Source organism: Pantoea ananatis PA13 (genome assembly GCF_000233595.1).
Lineage (GTDB): Bacteria > Pseudomonadota > Gammaproteobacteria > Enterobacterales > Enterobacteriaceae > Pantoea > Pantoea ananatis.
Genome location: NC_017554.1, coordinates 768564 through 791468, shown reverse-complemented (window position 1 = coordinate 791468; position 22905 = coordinate 768564). Strand labels below are relative to the sequence as shown.

Genomic DNA, 22905 nt, shown 5'->3' with positions numbered 1-22905 from the left:
GCGTCATCTGTGTCTGAACGGCTTGACTGTTATCTGTTCTAATTGCTATCAGTTGAAAGTGAGGGGAACGATGGACGCCATTAAACAGATCTTGATCGATGAAATTAATACGCTCAACCGTGAAGAACGCCGCGATAACCTGCCGCGTTTCAGCTTCTCTTTTTTGAAAAAGCATCCCGGGCTGTGGGCGGTGATGTACCTGTGCTACGGCCTGTGCGTGGCTTTGATTTTTTCCACTGAGATGCTGGGCTGGCCGGCGTTTTGGTTTGCCACCGCTTTTGTGCTGGTGATGAGCTTTCTGATGTTGCTGGACATCAATCCCAAATACCGCTTCGAAGATATCGATGCGCTGGACCTGCGGGTTTGCTACAACGGCGAATGGTATTACGTGCAGCCGGTGCCTGAACAGGCGATCTCGCGCATTATGTCTTTACCAGATGCGCCAGAGCGCGTGAAAACAGGGATTGATCGTTTGATGAAACAGAAAGGCGAAGTGGACTTTTACGACGTTTACTACCTGACATGGGGACATCGCCAGGCCGCGCAGGTTTAATCGCCGGCCATTTCCGCCATGATTTCACCCAGCGTAACGACTGCCGCCTCGGCCCGTGAATCCCAGGGCCAGGCGGTGTTGAGCCGGAAACAGTGGCTGAACTGTTCACCTGCAGCAAACATCTGCCCCGGCGCAATACTGATGCCTTTCGCCAGCGCCCGCTGGTAAAGCTGCGTGGTGTTGATGCTGTCCGGCAGCGTGACCCACAAAAAATATCCCCCCGCCGCCTCACTTACCGTTGACTGCGCAGGCAGAACCTTTATCAGTGCCTGGCGGGCCAGCTGCTGGCGTTTGACCAGGCTTTGCCGCAGCCGTTTCAGATGGTTATCGTAGCGGCGGGTTGCCAGAAAATCGGCCAGCGCCAGCTGCATCGGTGCGCTGGTAGAAAGCGTGCTCATCAGCTGAAGACGTTGGATGCGCTGTGCATGCTGACCTGCCGCCACCCAACCCACCCGAAATCCCGCCACCAGTGATTTTGAAAATGATCCACAGTGCAGCACGTTGCCCTCGCGGTCCCAGGCTTTGGCCGGCAGGGGCGGTGCGCGTTCGTCCCACAGCTCTGCGTACACATCGTCTTCAATAAGCGGCACCTGATGACGGGCCAGTAACGCCACCAGCTGCTGTTTACGCGCGGGCGTCAAGGTAACGCCTAACGGATTTTGCAGGGTCGTCATCAGCCAGCAGGCCTTCACCGGCCAGCGCTGAAGCGCATCCTCAAGCTGCTGTAAATCAATGCCGTTCTGGGCATCGCTCGGAATAGCCAGCGCCTTGAGCTTAAGCCGTTCAATCGCCTGGAGTGCGCCATAAAAGCTGGGCTGCTCAATCACGACATAGTCGCCGGGTTCGGTCAGGGACTGCAGACTGAGGTTCAGCGCCTCCAGCGCACCGCTGGTGATGACGATTTCATCGGGCGATAAGGTCATGCCCTGGCGGGCGTAGCGCTGGGCCAGCAGCTGGCGCAGCGTCGCATTGCCAGGCGGCAGGTTATGTAACGCATCGGTAGGCGTCAGCTGGTGGGAAACGTTCGCCAGCGAGCGCATAAGCTGGCGCTGGGGAAACAAAGCCGGATCGGGAAACGCTGAACCAAAGGGCACGATGGCCGGATCGCGCGTGGCCTGCAGGATGTCGAAGACAAAGTCGTTGATATCTACCCGCTCGCTAATGGCCACGCTGAGCGGCGCGGCCGCCAGCGCCCGCGGCGCCACGTAATAGCCGGACTGCGGACGCGAGACGATCCATCCCTGACTTTCCAGCAATTCATAGGCATGCAGCACGGTCATCAGGCTCACCCCCTGCCGGGCGACCTGCTGGCGCAGCGAAGGCAGTCGGGTGCCTGGGGGCCAGATACCGGCTTCTATTTGCTGCTGAATGTCGTCCATTAATCGCTGATATTTCGCCACGGCATGTTGCTCCTGATGCTGAGGCGTCACTTTAGCATGTTGAACATCTGTAACAAAAAAAGCCGTGGCGCTAACACTCCAGTTCAGCGGGTTTGTCTGTTTCTGCGCGGGCAAACACGTCCATCTCTTCAATCCGCTCCGGTGGAAGGGGGCGACCGAGCAGATATCCCTGCAGAGTGTTGCAGCCAAGATCGGTAAGAAACGCCTGCTGTTCAGGCGTTTCGACGCCTTCGGCTACCACTTTTAAATGCAGTGACTGCGCCAGCGCAACGATCGCCGACACAATGGTGGCATCTTCTGACTGATGCTGAAGTTCGTTCACGAAGGCCCGATCGATTTTCAGCTCGCTGGCCGGCAGACGTTTGAGATACAGCAGGCTGGAATAGCCAGTACCAAAGTCATCGATAGACGCTTTGACGCCCAGTTCGGTGAGTTCGGTCAGAATGCGCACACTATCGTCAGGATTGCGCATGGCCGTGGTTTCGGTCACCTCCAGCGTTAACTGCGCGGCCGGAATATGGTGCAGCGCCAGCGCCTGCTTGACGGTATCGACCAGGTTACTCTGCTCAAACTGCATCGCCGACAGGTTTACCGCCACCGACCACTCAGGATGGCCCTGCAGGTGCCACTGGTGCAGTTGGCGGCAGGCCTCATTAATTACCCAGTTACCAATATTGACTATCATGCCGGTTTTTTCCGCCATCGGCAGAAAGCAGTCCGGCGACAGTAAGCCGTGCCTTGGATGCTGCCAGCGCAGCAGCGCCTCGAAGCCCAGAATCGGGCCATGCGGGGCACAGAATTTTGGCTGGTAATACAGGCGCAGCTCATCGTTATCCAGCGCATGCCACAGGTCGTTATTAAGCTGTAGCTGGCTCTGCGCCAGGATATTCATGGACGGCTGGAAGAAGGTGTAACCGTTTCGACCGTTGTTTTTAGTGTGATACATCGCAGCATCGGCATTAAACATTAGCTCGCGTTCATCCTCGCCATCGCCGGGATACACCACGATACCAATGCTCAACGACACCACCAGATCGTAACGGGAAATGGAGAACGGGCGATCGACGGCTTTCACCAGTTGATCGGCCACCGCTGCCGCATCGTTCGGTTCGGTAATTTCAATCAGCAGAACAAACTCATCGCCACCCAGCCGCGCCAGGGTGTAGTAGCCTTTCATCTGCTCACTCATCCTTTCCGTCACGCTGATCAGCAGACTGTCGCCAATATGGTGACCAAAAGCATCGTTTACCGCTTTAAACCCATCAAGATCCATGAACATCAGGGCAAACTGACTGCACTCCCGGTTGGCTTTGTTAATGGCCTGTTCAAGACGATCTTCCAACAGGATACGGTTGGGCAGTCGGGTCAGGTTATCGTGCAGCGCCAGCTGTGCCAGCTCACGATTGGCTTCCGCCAGCGAACTGGCCAGGATCGACGTTCGGGCCTGCATACGCGCATCCAGCATGGAAACCAGTAGCGTAATGCCGAGAATGGCAAGGGTCACCACGGTCACAACCATGGCTAACCAGTTGCTGTTAACGCCAGCGTCCATGCTATGGCTGCCCGCAGGGAATTCAGCCGCCATCATGCCGGTGTAGTGCATGCCGGCAATCGCGGCGCCCATCACCACCGAGGCGCACACTCGCAGAGTCGCGACGCGTCCCTCATGCCCTTCCCGTAGTTTAAATGCCAGCCACAGTGCGGCAACGGAGGCAGCCAGCGCAATGATCACCGATATCAGCACCCAGCCCCAGTTCCAGACGATCCCCTGCGACAGCATCAGCGCGGCCATGCCGGTATAGTGCATGGCTACAATGCCCGAGCCCAGCACGATGGCTCCGCCGGCTAAGCGCGGCAGGGGCAATTCCCCATGACAGACCAGCCACAGCGCGAATATTGAGGCGCACACCGCAATACCGGCAGACAGCGCCGTCAGCCGGGCGTCGTAACTCATCATCATGTCCAGATCCATAGACAGCATGCCGATGAAGTGCATTGCCCAAATGCCGATGCCCATGGCAAAGCCGCCGCCAAGCAGCCATACGAGCGCCACTTTACCGGTTGAGGTCGCCACGCGTCCCGCCATATCCAGCGCAGTAAATGAAGCCAGCATCGCCACCAATACCGAAATGACGACAATAAATGCGTTATAAGAGGCCACTAACATAGGGTTTTCCGAACAGCGCCGAATACGCAGCTGTAATAATGGAGTTGAAAAAGATCTTTTGCCTTGTTTACCGTTTATCGGCGCAGAAAAATACTAACTTAGGCTTTTTTAATAGAAGATATCTATGCTTCCAAGCGTCAGGATCAATCAATCCTCTTTACAGGCAAAATACATGATAGTCATGCAGCGCGATTTTGCCCGGACGGCTGGGGTGCCGCTTTCCCTTCTCCGCTATCCGCCCATGCGTCTCAGTGACATAGAGCCACCTAAAAACGAGACTTTTTCAACAACTTAACAGGCGAAAACACCCCAATATTATCCTTGACGTTCGCCCGTAACCGAAGCGTTTCGGTGAGCGTTTCAGACCGGTGCGAAAACATATCATCGAAACCGAAAGTGGGATAGAGGGCCGGCAGTTTCGCCTTTTTTATTTTCATGCATTAACGGGCGAGGCAGATGAAGGGGGCTGATGTAACAAAATAATAAAAATTTTTACGCGGAGTTTCGCCACAGCGCATAAGCTGATGTATAGTAAAAAAAACTAATATAAAACGATCAACCCGATGACGCGGTTATCGTCAAAACGCTGGCAGGATGCTAATAACTTACAGCAAGATTCTAATTTTTTTGGTTTTTCTGTATTACGCCATCAGGTGAAAAAGCACTGATCCTCAATAATCGGTAAGGAATGGTTATGAAATTCAAGCTTTTTCTGTTCGTTGTCGGGTTGACTACGGCGCTGCCTTCCGCGACGTTTGCTGCCACCACCACGGGTGCGATTAACGCGACGCTAACATTAACCACGGGTTGTCTGGTGAACGGGCAGTCCGCCACCACTGGCGTAAATTTCGGTTCGTTAAACTTTGGCAGCAGTGCCGCGACCTTCGATACCCTGAATGCCACCTTAGTGGGCGCGGCGGGTAACGGTATCTACGTGCGCTGCACAACCGGTCAAACTTTTAACGTCCAGGTGACCAGCAGCAATGCGGCACCGGGAACCGTCTACGGCACCGTGTCATCCGCTCCACGCTACCTGGTGCTGGGGGCGGATAATACCCAGGGCATCGCTTATACCCTCTATAGCGACGCCTCCTTTAGCACCGCCATCGCAAATAACACCAATATTGCGCCCAGCGGCACCACCGATCCGACGCTTGGTACCAATTACGCCATCTACGGACGCGTGGTAGGCGGCGGCTTTAACCCTGTGATACCGGCCGGGACTTACACCGATACGATTAACGTCGCCGTGAACTATTGAGTGCTCGTGTTTGAGTAGCTACAGATGACGGCAAAGTGGTCACCTGTTTCAGTCACCGTTGGCGGGCTGCTGCTGTGGGTGAGTGGTAATGGGTGGGGCATCACGACCAGCTCCACCACATTCCAGGTGTCAGCGTCAATCGTTGCGGGTTGCGTGGTCTCAGGCACGAATACGGGGATCTTTGGCACGCTTAATTTTGGTACCCAGTCGGGGCTGGCCACGAACAGCGTTAGCGCCAGCTATGTACAAAGTTCCACGATTAACCTTGCCTGCACACCGGGCACCACGCTGAGCATGACCATCAATGGCGGCAGTAACTATACCTCGACCCGTAATCTGAAGCTGGCTAACAACACCAACACGGTTCCCTATTACCTCTACAGCAATGCTGCACGTACCACGCCGATTCCGGTGAACACGGCAGTGCCGTTGAGCTACAGCAATGCGAATAACATCACGTTACCAATATATGGCTCGCTGCAGTTACCCGGCCCGACGCGCGCCGGGGTTTATTCGGACACCCTCAGCGTCACGCTGACCTGGTGATAAAAGGACAAAGGAGCTTTACCATGCCATCCCTGCGCGCCCTGTTTTTTCTGTTCACATTCCTGCTGTTGCCTCAGGCTCAGGGCGCTAACTCCGTCATGATTTGGCCTATCGATCCGGCGATTAACCCGGAGGAAAAAGCCAGCGAGCTGTGGCTGGAAAACCGTGGCAGCAGCACCACCCTGATGCAGGTGCGCATCTTCGCCTGGCAGCAGACGCACAATCAGGAGCAGTATCAGACCCAGCAGCAGGTTGTCGCCAGCCCGCCGCTGATACGCATCGAACCCGGGCAAAAGCAGCTCGTTCGCCTGATTAAACAAGTCCCGCCCGTGGCAGGTAAAGAGATGGCCTACCGCGTCGTGCTGGATGAGATCCCCACCCCACGGTCGGTCGGCGATAATCAGGCCGGACTGAATTTTCAGATGCGCTATTCGGTTCCCCTGTTTGTCTACGGCAACGGACTGGTTCGCGATGACGCCAGGTCTGTACTGAGCTGGCGCCAGGTCAACACTGGCGGTCAGCGTTATCTGGAGCTGACTAATCGCGGTAACGGCCACGCACGTCTCAGTAATGTCACCGTGGGCGGTCAGCGACTCGGAAACGGACTTTACGGTTATGTGCTGGCTAACAGCACCCAGCGTTTTCCTCTGAGAGCCGCGGTCAGCGGTGAACTGCGCGCAGAAACCAACCACGGGCAGTGGCGCAGCGCTGCGGCTCAGTAAAGTGTAATGATGTCGTTTTCGCCGCATCCCGTTGCGCTGGCTATCGCGGGGCTGTGCTGCCTGACACCCGGTTCTGTCTGGGCTGAAACCTTTACGTCGCTCCCGCCGCCGCCCGCCGTGGACAACAGCGCCGCCGGTCAGCGCTACATGTTAGAGCTGGTGGTGAATCAGCAGGCACGGGGCGATATCGTGCCGGTAGAGCAACAAAACGGTCACTTTCTGGTGCGGGCAGGCGATCTGCAGCGTGCGGGGATCCCGCCGGAAAAGTATCAGGGACAACAACAGGTTGATGTTAATCAGCTCGCAGAGGTGAAAGTGGACTATGACGATCGTCGCCAGCGCCTGCTGCTGACGGTACCGCCCGGCTGGCTGCCCGAACAGACGATTGGTGAGAGCAACACCGGACCGCGCTTTCCCGGACGCGTCAGCCCTGGGGCGCTGATAAATTACGATCTCTACGCCACGCGCACCGACGTTGCGGGTACACGTCTGGCGGCCTGGAACGAACTGCGCCTGTTTGGTGATGCCGGACACATCTCCAGCAACGGCGTCTGGCAACAGCAGCTGGAAGGACAAAATCGCTACCAGGATGATGGCTATATCCGCTACGACACCTGGTGGAGCAATGAAAACGAAAACGCCATCCTGAGCTGGCGGGTCGGCGACCTCACGACCGATGCGCTGGCATGGACCAGCAGCGTCCGGCTTGGCGGCATTCAGGTTGCGCGGGACTTCAGCGTACGTCCGGATCTGGTGACCTATCCCCTGCCCGCGTTTTCCGGTCAGGCGGCGGTGCCCTCAACGGTCGATCTGTTTGTTAACGGCTACCGCTCCACTCAGGCCAACGTTCAGCCCGGTCCCTGGTCGCTCACGAACGTGCCCTTTGTAAACGGCGCGGGCAACGCGGTGATTACCACCACGGATGCCGTCGGGCGTCAGGTGGTCACCACGCTGCCGTTTTATGTTTCCAGTAATCTGCTTAAGCCTGGCCTGTCCGATTACGCCTTTTCCGCCGGTGCGATGCGACAAAACTACGGCATTAAAAACGCGGATTACGGTGCGGCGGCGATGAGCGGCTCATGGCGCTATGGCATGACAGACTGGCTCACCCTGGAAACCCATGGGGAGGGCAGTAACCACCTGGGCATGGGCGGAGCAGGCGCGCAGTTTAAAGTGGGCAGTTGGGGCGTGATCAACGGCGCAGCCGCGCAGAGTCAAATGGACGGGCAGTCTGGCGCGCAGTACAGCTGGGGCTATCAGTACAACAACAGTCGCTTTAGCCTGGGTACGCAGCACCAGATGCGCAATGCCGGCTTTGGTAATCTGGCCCTGCTGAGCAACCAGCGCAACGGCGGTTCGGATTACCGTTACAGCCTGGCGCGGCGAACGGCGCAGTACAGCGCCAGCATATCGCTCAACCGTTATGGCAGCCTGGGTGCAGCCTATATTGATATTTCCGGCGGCGATAACCAGCGCACCACCCTGTGGAACCTCTCCTGGAGTAAAAACCTGTGGGGCAATGCCAGCCTGTACGTTTCCGCCAGCCGTGACAGGCAACAGGGCGAATGGAGCGGCGCCGTCTCGCTGGTCATTCCGTTTGGTGAAAACAGCAATGCCTCACTGAGCGTTGAGCGCGATCAGCAAGGTCGACACAATCAACGGGCTTATCTGTCCCGCGCCATGCCCAGCGACGGCGGTTTTGCCTGGGACGCCTCCTGGGCCAACCAGGGCGGGAATAGCGGTGATTACCGGCAGGGCAGCCTGCGCTACCGTAACAATAAAATCGATACGTCTGGCGGATTCTACGGGGATGATGGCAACACTACGCAGTGGGCAGATTTATCCGGCGCGCTGGTGTTAATGGATAACCAGGTCTTTGCCGCAAACACGATCAATGATGCCTTTGTGGTGGTGAAAACCAACTACCCGGACGTCAATGTCCGCTATGAAAACCAGTCGATGGGACGTACCGACAGCAAGGGCTATCTGCTGGTGCCCTCCATCAGCAGCTATTACGCGGCCAAATACGATATCGATACGCTCGACCTGCCCGCCGACATGACCACCCCCAAAGTCGAGCAGCGTTTTGCCGTGAAGCGCCAGAGTGGATTTTTGCTGAATTTTCCGGTTGAGCGTTTACGCGCCGCCAGCGTGATTCTGTATGACAGCCATAACCAGCCGTTGCCGGTATCCAGCCAGGTGATCCGTCCCGGCCAGGCAACGGGCTACGTTGGCTGGGACGGTATCGCCTGGCTGGACGATCTCAGCGAACACAACCCAATTAAGGTCATCGCGCCTGACGGCCGAACCTGTAAAACCGAACTGACTCTGGCGGGTGGCCAGCCGCAGGCATTGAAAACCTACGGTCCGCTGACCTGTCCCCTGCCGCCGCTGCCCGACGGCGCACCGGTACCCAACCCCGAAAACGCGACAGCCGGAATAACACCATGAAAAACCTGATGCTGCTTTGCCTGCTGCTGCTACCCTCGCTGGGCTATGCCGCCTGTACCCTTCCCGCGTCCAGCGCCAGCTTTGGCACACAAACCACGTTTGTTGCCAATACCAGCGTCAGCACGACCTCCACCAACGCTAACGTTAACTGCGGATCAGGCACGGCCCTGACTCTGCTGAGTAATAATCAGATTACGTTTCAGCTGACCAGCGCCAGCAACACCAACGGCACGCGCGGCACGCTCAAGCGAAGCGGCGATACCGGTAGCGACAATATTCCGGTGCGGCTGTGTACCGACAGCGCCTGCGCCAATGAGCTGACCATTGGCGGATCGGCTTTTGTGTATAACTCGGCCACATTGATCAACCTGGCGGGATTACTCGGCAGCCTGAACTTCGCGATTCCGGTGTATTTACGCACCGTCGCCGGGCAAACCGTGGCGGCGGGCAGCTATACGCTCACCCTGAACATGACCGTCACCTATAACATCTGCACCTCTGTTTCCGCCCTGGGCGCTTGTCTGACCCCGCAGACCGGCAGCGGCGTGATCCCCATTACCGTGACCGTCGTTCTGAGCAATGACTGTACAGCGATTACCGCCCCCAACATTAGCTTTGGCAGCGCGCCGCTGGTCGCCAGCTTTGGGGCAATTTCGCAAACCATCAGTGTGTTATGCAGTAAAGGCAGTACCTATACCGTGGGCTTAAGCAATGGCAACAACGCATCAGGCAGCGTGCGCAACATGGCGAGCGGAACCAATCGTTTGAGTTACGAAATCTATAAAGGAACCAGTAGCGATCGCTGGGGGCCGAGTGGCACAGAACGGGTGGGCAGTGCGGCGGCCAATACCGTCAGCACCGATGGGCTGACGCGCAGCTATAACTACACTGCGCGCGTCCTCACCACGCAAAACACGCCGCCTGCGGGAAACTACAGCGACAGCGTGGTGGTGGATATTGCGTTTTAAAGGGATGTGCTGACCGGCGTGCTGCCGTGACGAGCGCGATACTGCTTAACCATGCGACCAATGAGCAGCGTACCAAACAGGCCACAGACGGCCGCAAAGGTCAGCCACACGCCCGGCATCGCCTTGCCACCTGTGGCGTGAATCAGATAGCTGGATACTGCTGGCGTAAAGCCTCCAAACAGCGCCGTTGCCAGGCTGTAGGCCATAGAGAAGCCCGCGGCGCGCACTTCCGCTGGCATAATTTCCGCCAGATAAACCACCATGGCGCCGTTATAGCTTGCGTAGAGAAAGGAGAGCCATAATTCCGCCTCGACCAGATGCGCGAAGCTGGGCGAGCCCACCATCCAGTGCAGCACCGGCCAGGCGGTGGCAATCATCAGCAAGGTAAACGTCAGCAGCAGCGGGCGACGACCTATGCGATCGGAGAGCGCGCCCATCACCGGTAGCCAGAACAGGTTCGAAATCCCGACAAACAGCGTCACCATAAACGCCTGGGTGTCGCTCATCATCAACACCGTTTTGCCGAAGGTGGGCGTAAAGGCGGTAATCATATAGAACATCACGGTGGTAGTGACGACCATCAGCATACCTGCCAGCACCAGCGCCCAGTTGCTGGCCACCGAACGCATAATTTCGGTCATGGCCGGGTGGTGTTTACGCTGACTGAAGGCTTCGGTTTCTTCCAGCATACGGCGGATATAAAACAGGAAGGGCACGATCAGGCAGCCCACCACGAAGGGAATGCGCCAGCCCCACTCGGTGACGTCATCATGAGAAAGCAGATGGTTCAGGCCCAGTCCCAGCAGCGCAGCGAATATCACCGCAATCTGCTGACTTCCGGATTGCCAACTGACAAAGAAGCCTTTGCGGCCTTTCGGTGCGACTTCGGCCAGATAGACCGACACGCCACCCAGTTCCACACCGGCTGAAAAGCCCTGCAGCAAACGCCCCAGCAGAATCAGAACCGGTGCCGCCGCGCCCAGCGTGGCATAACCCGGTACCAGTGCAATCGTGAGCGTGCCCAGCGCCATCAGGCCAAGCGTTAACAGCAGCCCTTTGCGACGACCATGGTGGTCGATGTAAGCCCCCAGAATAATGGCCCCCAGCGGACGCATCAGGAAGCCCGCACCGAAGGTCATCAACGTCAGCATCAGGGAAGAGAACGGATCGTCACCGGGAAAGAAGGTTTTGGCGATGGCCGTGGCGTAGTAGCCAAACACCATGAAATCGTACATCTCAAGGAAGTTACCACTGGTAACGTTGAAAATGGTTCTGGCCGCGCTGGCAGGCGGCTTTTGTAAAGTTTCACTCGGGTTCATCACGGCTTCCTTGGTTTTTTATCCGTTTTAGCCTGCGACAAGCCAGATTAATGTGACACCGATCACCATTGCAGTTTACAAGTCTATAAGTTTCCGTAACAAGAAATTAACAGGAGAGTTACAGCAGCATCTTTGCCTGTTATCAGGCGGAATGAGCAGAAGAAGATTCTGTGAAAACAGACATAAAAAAAGCGCGGCGGAATGCGCGCTTTTTAGCCGTGATAGCGTATTGACGAGGCGCGTTTACCACGCCTGAAGGCCCCGAATGTTGGCTGAATGCGTTGAGCGTTAAGCGTTGAGCGGGAAAGCCCGACCGGCTCCAATCGCTATTTCTTGACCGTTTCCATTCCCATCAAGCCAATTTTTAAATACCCGGCCGTGCGCAGTTCGTCCATCACGCTCATCAGGGTTTCATAATCGACAGACTTGTCCGCCTGGAAGAAGATCGTGGTGTCCTTGTTGCCTTCCGTCTGCTGGGTCAGCACGTTGATCAACGACGCTTTATTCACCACCTCGTTACCCACGTACAACTGCTTGTCGGCTTTGATCGAAAGGTAAACCGGTTTTTCCGGACGCGGTTGGGGCGCACTGGTGGAAGCCGGAAGGTTAACACGGACATCAACGGTCGCCAGCGGCGCTGCAACCATAAAGATGATCAGCAACACCAGCATCACGTCGATAAACGGCGTGACGTTGATTTCGTGCATTTCGCCATCTGTTTCGGCCTGGTCGTTTAATCGCATCGCCATAACGCTTACCCCAGACGCAGTTTTTGTGCGGCTGCCGGGCGGTTAACGTCAGGCTGGGCCAGGTTTCCCAGGTCGATATCGCGGCTTTGCAGCAGCATGATTTGCGCGGCCACATCGCCCAGCGAGGCTTTGTAGTTGGCGATCATGCGGGCAAACACGTTGTAGATCACCACGGCAGGAATGGCGGCAACCAGGCCAATAGCGGTAGCCAGCAAGGCTTCGGCAATGCCGGGGGCAACCACGGCAAGATTCGTGGTTTGCGTTTTGGCGATACCAATGAAGCTGTTCATGATGCCCCAGACGGTGCCGAACAGGCCGACAAACGGCGCGACCGAACCAATCGTGGCCAGGAAACCGTTACCGCGGCCCGCGTGACGGCAGAAGGCAGCCACCCGACGTTCAAGACGGAAAGCGGTACGCTCTTTGATCCCGGCGGTATCTTCAACGCCAGCAGAAAGTTCCAGCTCATTTTGCGCATCGTTAAGGAGTACCGCGCTGTGGCTGGCGGTTTTGAACTGCTGGGCAGCGCGCGCGGCATCATTCAGGTTGCGGGCTTCACCTAACGCCAGCTGCTCGCGCTTGAGGCGACGTTTGGCCGCGCTCAGCTCAGCATATTTACCGAAGAAAATTGCCCAGGTCACGACCGAGGCCAATAACAGACCAATCATGACCACCTTTACCACGATATCGGCATGCTGGTACATGCCCCATACGGAAAGGTCTGCTTGCATTAAGTCACTGGCTACCACGCTGCTTCTCCAACTTCATCTACTACATGGGTGCGGAATGAAGTGCCGATGATAGCAAAAAACAATCGAATTGATAGTGGTTCTCATTAGTATTTACAATCTTGCAGCCACTAATGACGGTGAGCCAGCACCTGAATAAGCCGCGCCTGCCCTGCCGTTTCTCTGGTCCAATCCTGACGGGATGACTGGCGTTGATCGTTTCGCCCCTGTTGGCGGCATCCCGCCCCAAAACGGTTAATTAGCGATCGCTCTCATAAAATAACTTTTTCGTTTCGATGAATGTGAAAATTATGTTGCAGCTAAAAACTGCCTACAGCAGGATAAGTAGAACGTTCTACTAAAACGTTCTACTTACAATAAAAACGCCAATAGGGGCGCAACATCGGGAAAACTCGGTATGACACTGCTATTAGGGTTGGTTAAATCGTTATCGAAGTTATCAATGATTGGTCGGGCGCTCATGCTGCCTATTTCGTTGCTGCCTGCCGCTGGCTTACTCCTGGCATTTGGTAATAAGTTCGAGTTACCGCTGATGATGAACGCCGGAGGGGTGATTTTTGATAACCTGCCGATGCTGTTTGCGATTGGCTCGGCTGTGGGACTGGCCGCCGAATCCGGGATAGCCGCACTTTCCGCCGCGGTTTCCGTCTTTGTCACCAACATCACCATTGGCACCATGCTGCATATCACTCCGGAAATGGCGGCCCAGGGAGGAAAATATGCCATGGTCGTCGGCATTCCGACGCTACAGATGGGCGTATTCGGCGGCCTTATCTGCGGCATCCTCGCCGCCTGGTGCTACAACCGCTTCCATACCCTGCAGCTCCCTGAGTTCCTGGGTTTCTTCTCGGGTAAGCGTTTTGTTGCCATTGCGACGGCATTTTTATCCTTTCTGCTCGGCCTGCTGATGCCCTATGTCTGGCAACATATTCAGGCGGGCATCGATGCACTTTCGGTGATCGTCAACGGCGATAATCAGGCGGCCTCCACCTTTATTTTTGGGCTGGTGGAGCGCGCCCTGATCCCGCTTGGCCTGCACCACATCTGGTATCCCTCGTTCTGGTACTCCTTCGGTGATTACGTCACCAAAACCGGCCAGGTGATTCATGGTGATCAAACCATCTGGTTCAAAATGCTGGAGGAAGGCGTGAAATCCTTTAGCAGCAACGGCTACCAAAATGCGGGCAAGTTTATGCAAGGTGAGTATCCGCTTATGCTTTTCGCCCTGCCTGCCGCCTGTCTGGCGATGTACCACGAAGCCCATACCAGGAATAAAAAGATCGCGTTCGGTATCCTGTTTTCAGCGGCGTTGACCTGCTTTTTGACCGGCATCACCGAGCCAGTGGAGTTTACCTTTATCTTTGTCGCGCCCCTGCTTTATGTCTTTAATGCCATCATGGCGGGCCTGGCCTATATGACCATGTATTTACTGCATGCCCATATCGCTAAATCTTTTTCCGCCGGATTGATTGACTACATTAGCTTTGGCATTGTGCCGTCGCTCAACGGTTACCAGACTCATTATCTCAGCGCGGTTATCGTGGGCGTACCGATGGCATTGATTTACTATTTCACCTTCCGCTTCGTTATTCGTCGGTTTAATGTAAAAACACCGGGACGAACGGACGTCACAGCGACGACCGATGACAAAACCGATGCAGAGCTGGCTAGCGAAATCATCGTCCTGCTGGGAGGTGAGAAAAACATCCGCTCGGTGGGCGCCTGTATCACGCGCTTACGGCTTGAAGTCGTCAACAGCCATGACGTTGACCGTGAAGGGCTGAATAATCTTGGCGCACGCGGCGTGGTTTTTGTCGGCGATAACGGTATACAAATTATTTTTGGCGCCAGAGCGCAATTTATTGCCCAGACGCTGTCCGGGATGACAGGCTGATGCAGGCCTGGCTTTCTGACGATGGCGGGCAAGGCGATAGCAGGCTGAGCAGGTGAATTTCAGGGAGCAGGTTTGAAGAGAGTCAGCATTACTGATGTGGCTAAACACGCCGGCGTGTCGGTTTCGACCGTCTCGCTGGTGCTGCGTCAAAAAGGAAAAATATCCGATGCCACCATCAGGAAAGTTCACGCCGCCATTGATGCGCTCGACTACGTTCAGAATGTGGCAGCCGCCAACCTGCGCGCCAGCACCTCTAACCTTATCGGTCTGATTCTGCGTGATTTCAGCGACAGTTTCTCCGTGAAGGTCATGGCAAGCCTTGTGCAGCAGCTGGAAAAGCAGGGCTATATGGTGTTTTTGGGGCAGCCCACTGACGACGGCGAATCGCTGACGCGCTGCCTGCTCTCCTTTAAACAGCAGGGCGTCGCTGGCGTTGTCTGTCTGGCGTCAGACAGACGAAATGCCAGCCTGCCGTCGCAGCTTCTCCACTGCCCTTTACCCCTGGTGGTGGTGTCCCAGTCGCTGCTGGCGGAGAAGTGTAATCTGGTCATGCGTGACAACCACCAGGCCGCCCACCTGGCGACCCGCTATCTGATTGAACGCGGTCACCGCAATATTGCCTATATTGGGGGAATTGAAGGGGACCTGATCCGTCAGCAGCGCTTACTGGGGTTTCGCAGCGCCCTGACTCAACACGGGCTGGCCGTAAGGGAAGGATTTACGCCATCCTGCCGTGACGATACCCACTCAGCCGCCTTTGCCACGCGTCAGTTACTGGAGCAAAACAACACCATTACCGCGCTGCTCTGTCACTCTCCGGATGCGATAATCGGGGCGATGTCCGGTATTCATCACACCGGTCGCACCGTGGGTAAAGACGTGTTTCTGACCCAACAGGTCGCTCTGATGGGCTTTGAGGACATGCTGCACGTGAACCTCACCTCGCCCTCTTTTACCTATGTTTCCTCCGCCAGTGAAGAAACCGGCCGCCAGGCGGCTGAGCTTATCCTGCGCCAGCTACAAGACCCTGAGCGCCCAAGGCAGCGTATTTTATTATCGGGCCAATTAATTACACGAGAGTCGGCATAAATCGGCATTTTGATTGTCAGAGAAGCGAGTATGTGAAAAATCGCTTTCGGGCGCAGCGGTTAGCCTCTGCGAACGGTGGGTGCGCAAACATAACGATAAACAGCCTATGAGCAACACAATCATAACCAGCCTAACGTCACTTTTACGTCGGAAACGACAGCAGCGCTTATTACGGGATCGCCGTATAGGCTTTAACCGTGCACGCGCGCAAGATCACGCATCACGCGCAGCGCACGCTTCGATATTGCCTGGTCCTGACGGCCATCGCGCTGACGCCACAGGGCCGCTTACTGCGCCCGCCCGTTCTGCAGACGGCTCGTCACCGCTTCCCATCACGACGCCAGACCGGACGATGCTGCTGTGGCTATCCCGCTGCCTGTTATTTGTGTCGCTACTGCTGCCGGGTTCAAACATGATTTCATCCTGCTCTGGTGCCTGTTATGCGGCGACCAACACGCTGATCACCCTGCACTTTTTCAGGCGCTGTTATGAGTCAGATAAACCCTCATCCGGCATCGTGAAGTGTTTCAGTCGCCAGTTGCGCAGCGTGGCCCTGATTCGTTTTATCCACGCCTCACGCAATGCGGCACCGCCGGGCAGACTAAAGCGTTTTCACTACGGTCATCAGTCGGATAAAACGCGAAGGCGCAACGTGCGCCCGCCGTTCCGTGCGGCTCCCGAATCGGACTCAGCCATCCATGTCAGCCCGGCAGAGCCCTCTCTGTTTTCACCGGATGCCTTGCTCAGGTCGCCGCAGGCGCAATCGTTACCGCCCTGTACCACTCCGCGCTACAACGCCGCTCCTGCGTTGATCACGCCGCCGCAGAACCCGCTGGCGGCATCCCCGGGCTGTCAGCCCTGAGCAGGCGACACGTCCACAAAGCCTGGCCCGGTGGCGGGTGATTAGCGGATATCGCCAGGGCTTATCCCCCAGCGGGAAGGCGTGCTTCTTTCGCCCGCCCGGCGCTGCTGACTGCGCCCCTTGGCCGTTATCATCGCCACCGTTAACAGGGCCGGGATGGCCAGCACGGCGAAAATAGTGGCGAACCCCCAGCCCAGCGCCAGCATCTCTGCCCCCACCAGCGCGCTGAGAATGGCCCCGATGCGCCCTACGCCGTGCATCCAGCTGGAGCCCGTTGCACGCGCCTCGGTGGGATAAAAGCTGGCCGAAAGCGCATTCATTCCCGTGTTAGCGCCACCGATGCAGAAGCCGATCATCATGGCGCAACCGCCCAGCAGCACCGGGTGCGCCAGCGAAAATCCCATCCCCACCGTGAACAGCGCGCCCGCGCCGTAAATCATCGACAGCGCCCGGTGCGATTCAATCCTGTCCATCAGCCAGCCCGAAAACAGCGAACCGCAGGTTCCGCCCGCCTGGAACAGAGCCGTGATAATGGCGGCCTGCACCACGTCAAAACCGTTATCCTTGATCAGCATGGGGAGCCAGCTGCCCAGGGTATAGAATAAAAACAGTGCGGTAAAATAGGCGCCCCACAGCATCAGGCTGCCAAACCGGTACTGGTCATTGAGTACGACTTTTACCGGCTGCGCCCTGGCCTTGCTGACCGGCGGCAGTTCGACGCTGCACTGCTGCAGATCCAGATCTGGTGCCAGCTTAGCCAGAATACGGTGAATTTTTTTGCTGGCGGCACGCCTTACCACTAAAAAGCACACCGATTCCGGCAGCGCCCAGAGCAGTAACGGCACGAACAGCATTGGCAGGATCCCGCCCAGCATCAGGACAGAATGCCAGCCGAAGTGCGGCATCAGCCAGGAGGCGGCAAAGCCACCCAGCGCTGCGCCAAACGTGAAGCCACAAAACACCACGGTGATAAGGAATGCCCGTCGTCTGGCAGGAGCAAACTCGGCCACCAGCGTGCCCACGTTGGGCATCGCCGCGCCTAATCCCAGACCGGTCAGAAAACGGAACAGGATCATCTGTTCCATATTTTGCGAAAAGGCGGTTATCAGCGTCCAGGCGCCAAAAAAGAACACGCTGTTAATAATCACGACTTTGCGACCCAGCCTGTCTGACAGCGGGCCGGAGAGCATTGCGCCCAGCGCCAGCCCCACCAGTGCAGCGCTGATGATCAGCCCCAGTTCGCGATTGGTGATGCCCCAGTCCGCTTTCAGTTCAGGTGCAATGAACCCCATGATGGCAATATCAAACCCATCGAGGGCGATGATGCAGAATCCAAAAAGCACCACCATTTTTTGCCACATCCCCAGCGGGCGGCTGTCGATTAACGCCCGAACATCAATTGCTTTGCTTTCCGCCACGGTGACTCTCCGGTGAAATACGTAATGTGGGGTTACTATATGCAGGCGCTGTAATGCGTTAAACGGCGATAATCGAAATTTTGTGCGTTTATCGCACGATTATGCGCGAATTAAACGCCAAATCTGCGTTAATAGATTGTTAAAAAAGACAATTTTTTTGGCAGCATGGGTTCCGTTATCGACAAAGGATTGTGAGCGGGATCGGGCGGATTTGAGAGGGCGAGAACAGGCAGAGAAGCGGTCTGAGCAGGATAGCGGGCCAGCGAAACTGGCCCATCAACGTCTTACCGCATGGCGGTCAGCCGCACGGGAGCATTGGCCGCGCCAAAGCCACGATAGCCGCCACGTCGTTCCAGCAGCTCAAAGAAGAAGCGGCCCTTTTCATAGGGAAGCGTATAGACGTGCAGCAGCTCCCCGCCCTGTTCGTCCCGATCGTACAGCACATCGTAACGCTGCAGCTGCGCCAGAAAATCGGCGTCGAGATCGAAACGCGCCATCAGGTCCTGATAATAGTTATCGGGAATGTGCAAGGTTTTCAGCCCACGTTCGCGCGCGGCCTTTACCGCACTGAACAGATCGTCACAGCCAAAGGCGACGTGCTGCAACCCTGCGCCCTGATAGGTCGTTAAAGCGCGGGCTATCTGGGTTTCCCGACTGACCGACATGTTTAGCGGCAGGCGAATCGCATCGTTGGGGCTTCGCAGCACGCGGCTACGCACCAGCCCCAGCGGATCGGGCAGTTCCCACTCGGTATCCTGCACAAAACCCGGCACGCTACGCAGGAACATAATCCAGTTATCGCGCGTATCATCCGGCAGGGCAATCGCCAGATGGTCGATGGTCTGCATCGCAGGCTGGGGCGCGGCGCGGTGCGTTAAGTGGAAGTCGCTGTGGTAGCCGTCTTGACCGGCAGGCTCATCTTCCACCAGATAAATCAGGCTGCCGTCAGGCGCACATAACGCCGGGATCTGGCGTTCGTTGGGGCCGGTTTCCCCCTGCCAGATGGCGTAACCGTAATCCTGCGCGCGCGTGATCAGCTTATCGACCCCGCGAACCCGCCAGGCCACCGCACACAGCGAAATACCGTGCTGATGATAATACCCGCTGGCCTGGCTCTCCGGCTGCGCATTCAGAATCACATGCACCTTGCCGTTACGATACAGCGACACCTGCTTGGAGCGATGATCGCCCGCATGAACCAGGCCAAGCTGCGTCAGCCACTGTCCGAGTGCCAAAGCGTCATTGTGGCTGACGGCAAACTCGATGAACTCCAGCGACAACAGCGGCGGCTGGGGCGCAGAGTGGAACAGCCCTTCCCCGGCCAGGGAGGCCAGCGCGCTCGGCAGCAGCGGCTGTCCGACCAGCCAGTCACGGGTTTGCTCCTCCAGCCACAGCAGCGATCGGTAACCATCCTGCGCGGTAGGCACCACCGGCGAGGCGCGGAATCCATCGTTGAAAATTTCCAGCGACCAGGCATCCCGGTAGCCATGCGCCGACAGTTGCGTCATAAACTGAGTCAGATTGAATTCGCCCTGGCCGGGAAAACAGCGGAAGTGGCGACTCCACGACAGCACATCCATTTTTAGCAGCGGTGCATCCGCCAGCTGTACGAACACAATTTTCTCCGTCGGGACCGCTTCCAGCCCGTCCAGGCTGTCGCCGCGCGACAGAATATGAAAACTGTCGAGCACGATCCCCAGCGCGGGATGGTTGACGGCCTTGACGCGGGCCCAGGCGTCGCGCCACAGGCTGACGTGTCGTCCCCAGGCCAGCGCCTCATAACCGAGAGTAATACCGTGCTCAGCCGCCAGCTCTGCCAGAGCGGTGAGATCGCTGACCTGTGTGGCGAAGTCGTCACTGCAGTCGGGTGAGACATTGCTGCAGACCAGCATCCGCTGACAGCCCAGCTGTTGCATGACCTCAAACTTGCGCGCCGCGCGCGCCAGGTTTTGCGCCAGCCTGTCACGGGGGCCGCCTTCGAAGTCGCGAAAAGGTTGAAACAGCAAGATTTCCAGCCCGAGCGCTTCACACAGCTGGCGGATTTCCACGGGTGAGCCGGGATAATAGACCAGATCGTTATCGAAAATTTCAACGCCATCGAAGCCTGCGGCGGCAATTGCTCGCAGTTTTTCCGGCAGCGTGCCCGATACCGAGACCGTTGCGACAGAACGTTTCATTGTTGCCTCCTGATAAGCGGTCACGGGGTGACCTTAAAGCAGCCGGTCAGCAGCGAGGCATTCTGCTAACGGAGATTGGCAATTGTTATGAACCAGTTGGAACATTTCGTCAATGTGTAACTGGTCATGATTTTTGGTTATGACAAAGCCGACGATTTTTCACTTTTCTTTTACAAGTTGCGCTTCCTACACTTCCCGCTCTGTACCGAAAATAATAAGGATGCCTGGATGAAAAATGACTGGCCCGCCCGCGAACTGGTTCATCGTGACTATCGTGATCACCCACCGGCGCTTGCGCCTTTGTATAAAACAAGTCTGCTACGCTCGCCACGCAATGCGCTGATTTCTTTGCAGAATTCGCTATCCGAAATCACGGCACCGGTGTTCACCCAGCAGGAGCTCGGACCACGAGACAGTGACCTTATCCTCAATTACGCCAAAGAGGGTTTACCCATCGGCGAACGGATTATTGTGCATGGCTACGTGCGGGATGCATTTGGTCAGCCGGTGCGCAACGCGCTGGTTGAGGTATGGCAGGCCAATGCCGGGGGGCGCTATCGTCACAAAAAAGATCAGTATCTTGCGCCCATTGATCCAAATTTTGGCGGGTGCGGTCGCATGCTGACCGACGATAACGGCTACTACTGCTTCCGCACCATTAAGCCCGGTCCCTACCCGTGGCGGAATCAGGTGAGTGACTGGCGTCCGGCGCATATTCATTTCTCACTCTCTGGCGAAGCCTTTGCCCAGCGCCTGATTACCCAGATGTATTTCGAGGGCGATCCGCTGATCGGCCGCTGTCCCATTGTTCAGTCAGTCGGCAGCGAAGCGGCCGTGCGCACGCTGATTGCCGAGCTGGATACCCACTCTGCCGTGCCACTGGACTGCCTGGCCTACCGCTTTGACCTGGTCCTGCGCGGGCACCGCGCAACCTGGTTCGAAAACCGCACTCAGGGGGCAGCATCATGAAACGCTATCTTGCCGAAACGGCGTCACAAACCGCCGGACCTTATGTGCACATTGGTCTGGCGCCCCATGCGGCGGGCTTCGACATTTTTGAAAACAACTTCAGTGAGGTGCTGACCCAGCCGGAAACGCGCGGCGAGCGCATTGTGGTAGAAGGCTGCGTTTACGACGGTTCCGGCACGCCGGTGCGCGACGTGCTGATTGAAGTGTGGCAGGCGAATGCCGAAGGGCGTTACAACCATCCCGCCGATCGGCAGCACGATAAGCCGCTGGACCCGGCGTTTCGTGGCTGGGGACGGACCTGCTCCGACTTCGACAGCGGGATCTGGCGTATCAAAACGATCAAACCCGGTAGCGTGACCGGGCGCGACGGTCGCCCCATGGCGCCGCATCTTAACCTGTGGATTGTGGCGCGCGGCATTAACATCGGACTGAACACCCGGCTCTACTTCGCCGATGAACAGGCGGCAAATGACGCCGATCCGGTACTGAATGTGATCGAATGGGAGAAGCGACGTCGCACCTTGCTGGCGCGGCGTGAACAGCGCGGCGACGAGACGGTCTACCGGTTCGATATCTGGCTGCAGGGTGAAAACGAAACCGTGTTCTTTGATGTCTGAACCTTAATCTGCCCACGACAATGTCCTTGCCGCTTCGGCGGCAAATTCATAACATGAGTCATGGATAGGGTTTCCCGGTTTAGTCAGCGCGTGCGCGTGCGCCATCTTCACGCTTTTGTGGCCACTGCACAGCAGGGGACGCTGGGGCGCGCCGCGCTCCATCTGGGGATTACCCAGCCCGCCCTGTCCAAGACCCTCAACGAACTCGAATACCTTGCCGGTGAGCCGCTGTTGCTGCGCAGCCGCCACGGGACGGAACTCACCGCCAGCGGCACGCGATTCCTGCACGATGCCATCCGTATTCTCGATGCGCTGAATATTGTGCACCAGGTGATGCGTCCCGGCAGTGCGCCGCAGCCCGGACCGATGCATATTGGCGCACTGCCTACCGCCATTGTCAGCGTGGTGGCGCCGGTATTAGCCAGCCTGCAGCAGCACTATCCGGGCTGGCGCATTCAGGTCAGCACGCTGGCGAATGATGCGTTGCTGATGGGGATAAAATCAGGGCAGATGGCGCTGGGGATTGGGCGCATGGCTGAACCCGTATTGATGGATGGCCTGAACTTCGAGCTGCTGTATCTGGAAACCCTGCGTCTGGTTGTGGCCCCACATCATCCTCTGCTGCATGCTGGCGTAACGCTGGCTGAAGCCCTGAGCTGGCCGCTGATCCTGTCTCCACGCGGCACGGTGCCGCGCCAGAATGCCGAATCGCTGATGACCAGCCATGGCCTGAGATTACCGGATGGCGCAGTGGAAACCCTGTCAACCACGCTGGCCCGCCGTCTGACGCTGAGTCACGGCTACGTCTGGCTGGTGCCCTACGGCGCGGTGCGCGACGACCTGACCAGCAACCAGCTACGCACGTTGCCGCTTCCCAGCCAGGGGATGGCTGAGGCGGTCGGCATCCTGACCCGCCAGCAGCACGCGCCACCACCCGAGCAGCTGCAGCTGGTGGCGGCCTTGCGGCAACGGGTGCTGGACGTGCCTGTCTGAC

General features: G+C 57.2%; 19 protein-coding genes. 12 read left to right on the top strand and 7 right to left on the bottom strand.

Annotated features, from left to right (window positions below):
• The first annotated feature begins 70 nt into the window (after window positions 1-70).
• Window positions 71-553, top strand: coding sequence for a YlaC family protein (locus PAGR_RS03865; RefSeq protein WP_014605050.1), 483 nt, complete (start codon window positions 71-73; stop codon window positions 551-553).
• On the opposite strand, the gene PAGR_RS03860 is transcribed toward PAGR_RS03865, so the two are convergent.
• Together PAGR_RS03860 and PAGR_RS03855 are read right to left on the bottom strand one after the other, a co-directional pair.
• Window positions 550-1953: an aminotransferase-like domain-containing protein gene (locus tag PAGR_RS03860; protein ID WP_014605049.1), complete on the bottom strand. Its 1404-nt coding sequence runs from the start codon at window positions 1951-1953 to the stop codon at window positions 550-552. The genes PAGR_RS03865 and PAGR_RS03860 overlap by 4 nt on opposite strands.
• Window positions 1954-2023: 70 nt before the next feature.
• Entirely contained in the window at window positions 2024-4120 is a 2097-nt protein-coding gene (locus PAGR_RS03855) for a putative bifunctional diguanylate cyclase/phosphodiesterase (RefSeq protein ID WP_014605048.1), read from the bottom strand.
• A gap of 694 nt (window positions 4121-4814) precedes the next feature.
• On the opposite strand from PAGR_RS03855, the gene PAGR_RS03850 reads away from it, so the two are divergent.
• The 5 genes from PAGR_RS03850 to PAGR_RS03830 are packed head-to-tail and all read left to right on the top strand — an operon-like array spanning window position 4815 to window position 10068.
• Window positions 4815-5381: a spore coat protein U domain-containing protein gene (locus tag PAGR_RS03850; protein ID WP_014594610.1), complete on the top strand. Its 567-nt coding sequence runs from the start codon at window positions 4815-4817 to the stop codon at window positions 5379-5381.
• A gap of 24 nt (window positions 5382-5405) precedes the next feature.
• The gene (locus PAGR_RS03845) at window positions 5406-5927 is read left to right on the top strand and encodes a Csu type fimbrial protein (protein ID WP_013027201.1); all 522 of its coding nucleotides are present in this window, start codon (window positions 5406-5408) and stop codon (window positions 5925-5927) included.
• A gap of 23 nt (window positions 5928-5950) precedes the next feature.
• Window positions 5951-6649 carry a fimbrial biogenesis chaperone gene (locus tag PAGR_RS03840; protein ID WP_014594611.1) on the top strand — a complete coding sequence of 233 codons (699 nt, stop codon included), beginning with the start codon at window positions 5951-5953 and terminating at the stop codon, window positions 6647-6649.
• A 6-nt stretch (window positions 6650-6655) separates the two neighbouring features.
• Entirely contained in the window at window positions 6656-9100 is a 2445-nt protein-coding gene (locus PAGR_RS03835; RefSeq protein ID WP_014605047.1) for a fimbria/pilus outer membrane usher protein, read from the top strand.
• A complete protein-coding gene (locus PAGR_RS03830) occupies window positions 9097-10068 on the top strand; it encodes a Csu type fimbrial protein (RefSeq protein WP_014605046.1) in 972 nt (323 codons plus the stop codon). The genes PAGR_RS03835 and PAGR_RS03830 overlap by 4 nt, the downstream gene beginning before the upstream one ends.
• Here PAGR_RS03830 and PAGR_RS03825 read toward each other — a convergent pair.
• The 3 genes from PAGR_RS03825 to exbB all read right to left on the bottom strand — a co-directional run bounded on the left by PAGR_RS03825 (window position 10065) and on the right by exbB (window position 12867).
• The gene (locus PAGR_RS03825) at window positions 10065-11387 is read right to left on the bottom strand and encodes an MFS transporter (protein WP_014605045.1); all 1323 of its coding nucleotides are present in this window, start codon (window positions 11385-11387) and stop codon (window positions 10065-10067) included. The genes PAGR_RS03830 and PAGR_RS03825 overlap by 4 nt on opposite strands.
• Window positions 11388-11713: 326 nt before the next feature.
• Window positions 11714-12136 carry a TonB system transport protein ExbD gene (exbD, locus tag PAGR_RS03820; RefSeq protein WP_013027206.1) on the bottom strand — a complete coding sequence of 141 codons (423 nt, stop codon included), beginning with the start codon at window positions 12134-12136 and terminating at the stop codon, window positions 11714-11716.
• Between the two features lie 5 nt (window positions 12137-12141).
• Window positions 12142-12867 carry a tol-pal system-associated acyl-CoA thioesterase gene (gene exbB / locus PAGR_RS03815; RefSeq protein ID WP_014594615.1) on the bottom strand — a complete coding sequence of 242 codons (726 nt, stop codon included), beginning with the start codon at window positions 12865-12867 and terminating at the stop codon, window positions 12142-12144.
• Window positions 12868-13282: 415 nt separating this feature from the next.
• Between exbB and PAGR_RS03810 the strand changes: the two genes are divergently transcribed.
• The 3 genes from PAGR_RS03810 to PAGR_RS03800 all read left to right on the top strand — a co-directional run bounded on the left by PAGR_RS03810 (window position 13283) and on the right by PAGR_RS03800 (window position 16730).
• Window positions 13283-14779 (top strand): PTS transporter subunit EIIC, encoded by a 1497-nt coding sequence (locus PAGR_RS03810; protein WP_014605044.1) that lies wholly within the window; start codon window positions 13283-13285, stop codon window positions 14777-14779.
• A 72-nt stretch (window positions 14780-14851) separates the two neighbouring features.
• The gene (gene malI / locus PAGR_RS03805; protein ID WP_013027209.1) at window positions 14852-15868 is read left to right on the top strand and encodes a Mal regulon transcriptional regulator MalI; all 1017 of its coding nucleotides are present in this window, start codon (window positions 14852-14854) and stop codon (window positions 15866-15868) included.
• A gap of 244 nt (window positions 15869-16112) precedes the next feature.
• Complete coding sequence (locus PAGR_RS03800; protein ID WP_234033840.1) at window positions 16113-16730, top strand: hypothetical protein; 618 nt, start codon at window positions 16113-16115, stop codon at window positions 16728-16730.
• A 41-nt stretch (window positions 16731-16771) separates the two neighbouring features.
• Here PAGR_RS03800 and PAGR_RS03795 read toward each other — a convergent pair whose 3' ends face one another.
• Together PAGR_RS03795 and PAGR_RS03790 are read right to left on the bottom strand one after the other, a co-directional pair.
• Window positions 16772-18148, bottom strand: a complete 1377-nt coding sequence (locus PAGR_RS03795) for an MFS transporter (protein WP_014605042.1) — start codon at window positions 18146-18148, stop codon at window positions 16772-16774.
• A 284-nt stretch (window positions 18149-18432) separates the two neighbouring features.
• The gene (locus tag PAGR_RS03790) at window positions 18433-20325 is read right to left on the bottom strand and encodes a bifunctional sugar phosphate isomerase/epimerase/4-hydroxyphenylpyruvate dioxygenase family protein (protein WP_014594619.1); all 1893 of its coding nucleotides are present in this window, start codon (window positions 20323-20325) and stop codon (window positions 18433-18435) included.
• A gap of 228 nt (window positions 20326-20553) precedes the next feature.
• Here PAGR_RS03790 and pcaH point away from each other — a divergent pair, with 228 nt between their 5' ends.
• From pcaH to PAGR_RS03775, 3 genes are read left to right on the top strand one after another with little or no spacing between them, the layout of a single operon-like run.
• On the top strand, window positions 20554-21294 hold the full coding sequence (gene pcaH / locus PAGR_RS03785; RefSeq protein ID WP_024471045.1) for a protocatechuate 3,4-dioxygenase subunit beta: 741 nt from the start codon (window positions 20554-20556) through the stop codon (window positions 21292-21294).
• Complete coding sequence (pcaG, locus tag PAGR_RS03780) at window positions 21291-21911, top strand: protocatechuate 3,4-dioxygenase subunit alpha (RefSeq protein WP_013027214.1); 621 nt, start codon at window positions 21291-21293, stop codon at window positions 21909-21911. The genes pcaH and pcaG overlap by 4 nt, the downstream gene beginning before the upstream one ends.
• Window positions 21912-21971: 60 nt before the next feature.
• Complete coding sequence (locus PAGR_RS03775) at window positions 21972-22904, top strand: LysR substrate-binding domain-containing protein (protein WP_014605041.1); 933 nt, start codon at window positions 21972-21974, stop codon at window positions 22902-22904.
• The last annotated feature ends 1 nt before the right edge of the window (window position 22905 follow it).

Bases quoted from the DNA above. Each gene is read 5' to 3' on its own strand.
- PAGR_RS03865 (WP_014605050.1), top strand. From the start codon at position 71: ATGGACGCCATTAAACAGATCTTGATCGATGAAATTAATACGCTCAAC.
- PAGR_RS03855 (WP_014605048.1), bottom strand. From the start codon at position 4,120: ATGTTAGTGGCCTCTTATAACGCATTTATTGTCGTCATTTCGGTATTG.
- PAGR_RS03850 (WP_014594610.1), top strand. From the start codon at position 4,815: ATGAAATTCAAGCTTTTTCTGTTCGTTGTCGGGTTGACTACGGCGCTG.
- PAGR_RS03845 (WP_013027201.1), top strand. From the start codon at position 5,406: ATGACGGCAAAGTGGTCACCTGTTTCAGTCACCGTTGGCGGGCTGCTG.
- PAGR_RS03840 (WP_014594611.1), top strand. From the start codon at position 5,951: ATGCCATCCCTGCGCGCCCTGTTTTTTCTGTTCACATTCCTGCTGTTG.
- PAGR_RS03835 (WP_014605047.1), top strand. From the start codon at position 6,656: ATGATGTCGTTTTCGCCGCATCCCGTTGCGCTGGCTATCGCGGGGCTG.
- PAGR_RS03830 (WP_014605046.1), top strand. From the start codon at position 9,097: ATGAAAAACCTGATGCTGCTTTGCCTGCTGCTGCTACCCTCGCTGGGC.
- PAGR_RS03825 (WP_014605045.1), bottom strand. From the start codon at position 11,387: ATGAACCCGAGTGAAACTTTACAAAAGCCGCCTGCCAGCGCGGCCAGA.
- exbD (WP_013027206.1), bottom strand. From the start codon at position 12,136: ATGGCGATGCGATTAAACGACCAGGCCGAAACAGATGGCGAAATGCAC.
- exbB (WP_014594615.1), bottom strand. From the start codon at position 12,867: ATGCAAGCAGACCTTTCCGTATGGGGCATGTACCAGCATGCCGATATC.
- PAGR_RS03810 (WP_014605044.1), top strand. From the start codon at position 13,283: ATGACACTGCTATTAGGGTTGGTTAAATCGTTATCGAAGTTATCAATG.
- PAGR_RS03790 (WP_014594619.1), bottom strand. From the start codon at position 20,325: ATGAAACGTTCTGTCGCAACGGTCTCGGTATCGGGCACGCTGCCGGAA.
- pcaH (WP_024471045.1), top strand. From the start codon at position 20,554: ATGAAAAATGACTGGCCCGCCCGCGAACTGGTTCATCGTGACTATCGT.
- pcaG (WP_013027214.1), top strand. From the start codon at position 21,291: ATGAAACGCTATCTTGCCGAAACGGCGTCACAAACCGCCGGACCTTAT.
- PAGR_RS03775 (WP_014605041.1), top strand. From the start codon at position 21,972: ATGGATAGGGTTTCCCGGTTTAGTCAGCGCGTGCGCGTGCGCCATCTT.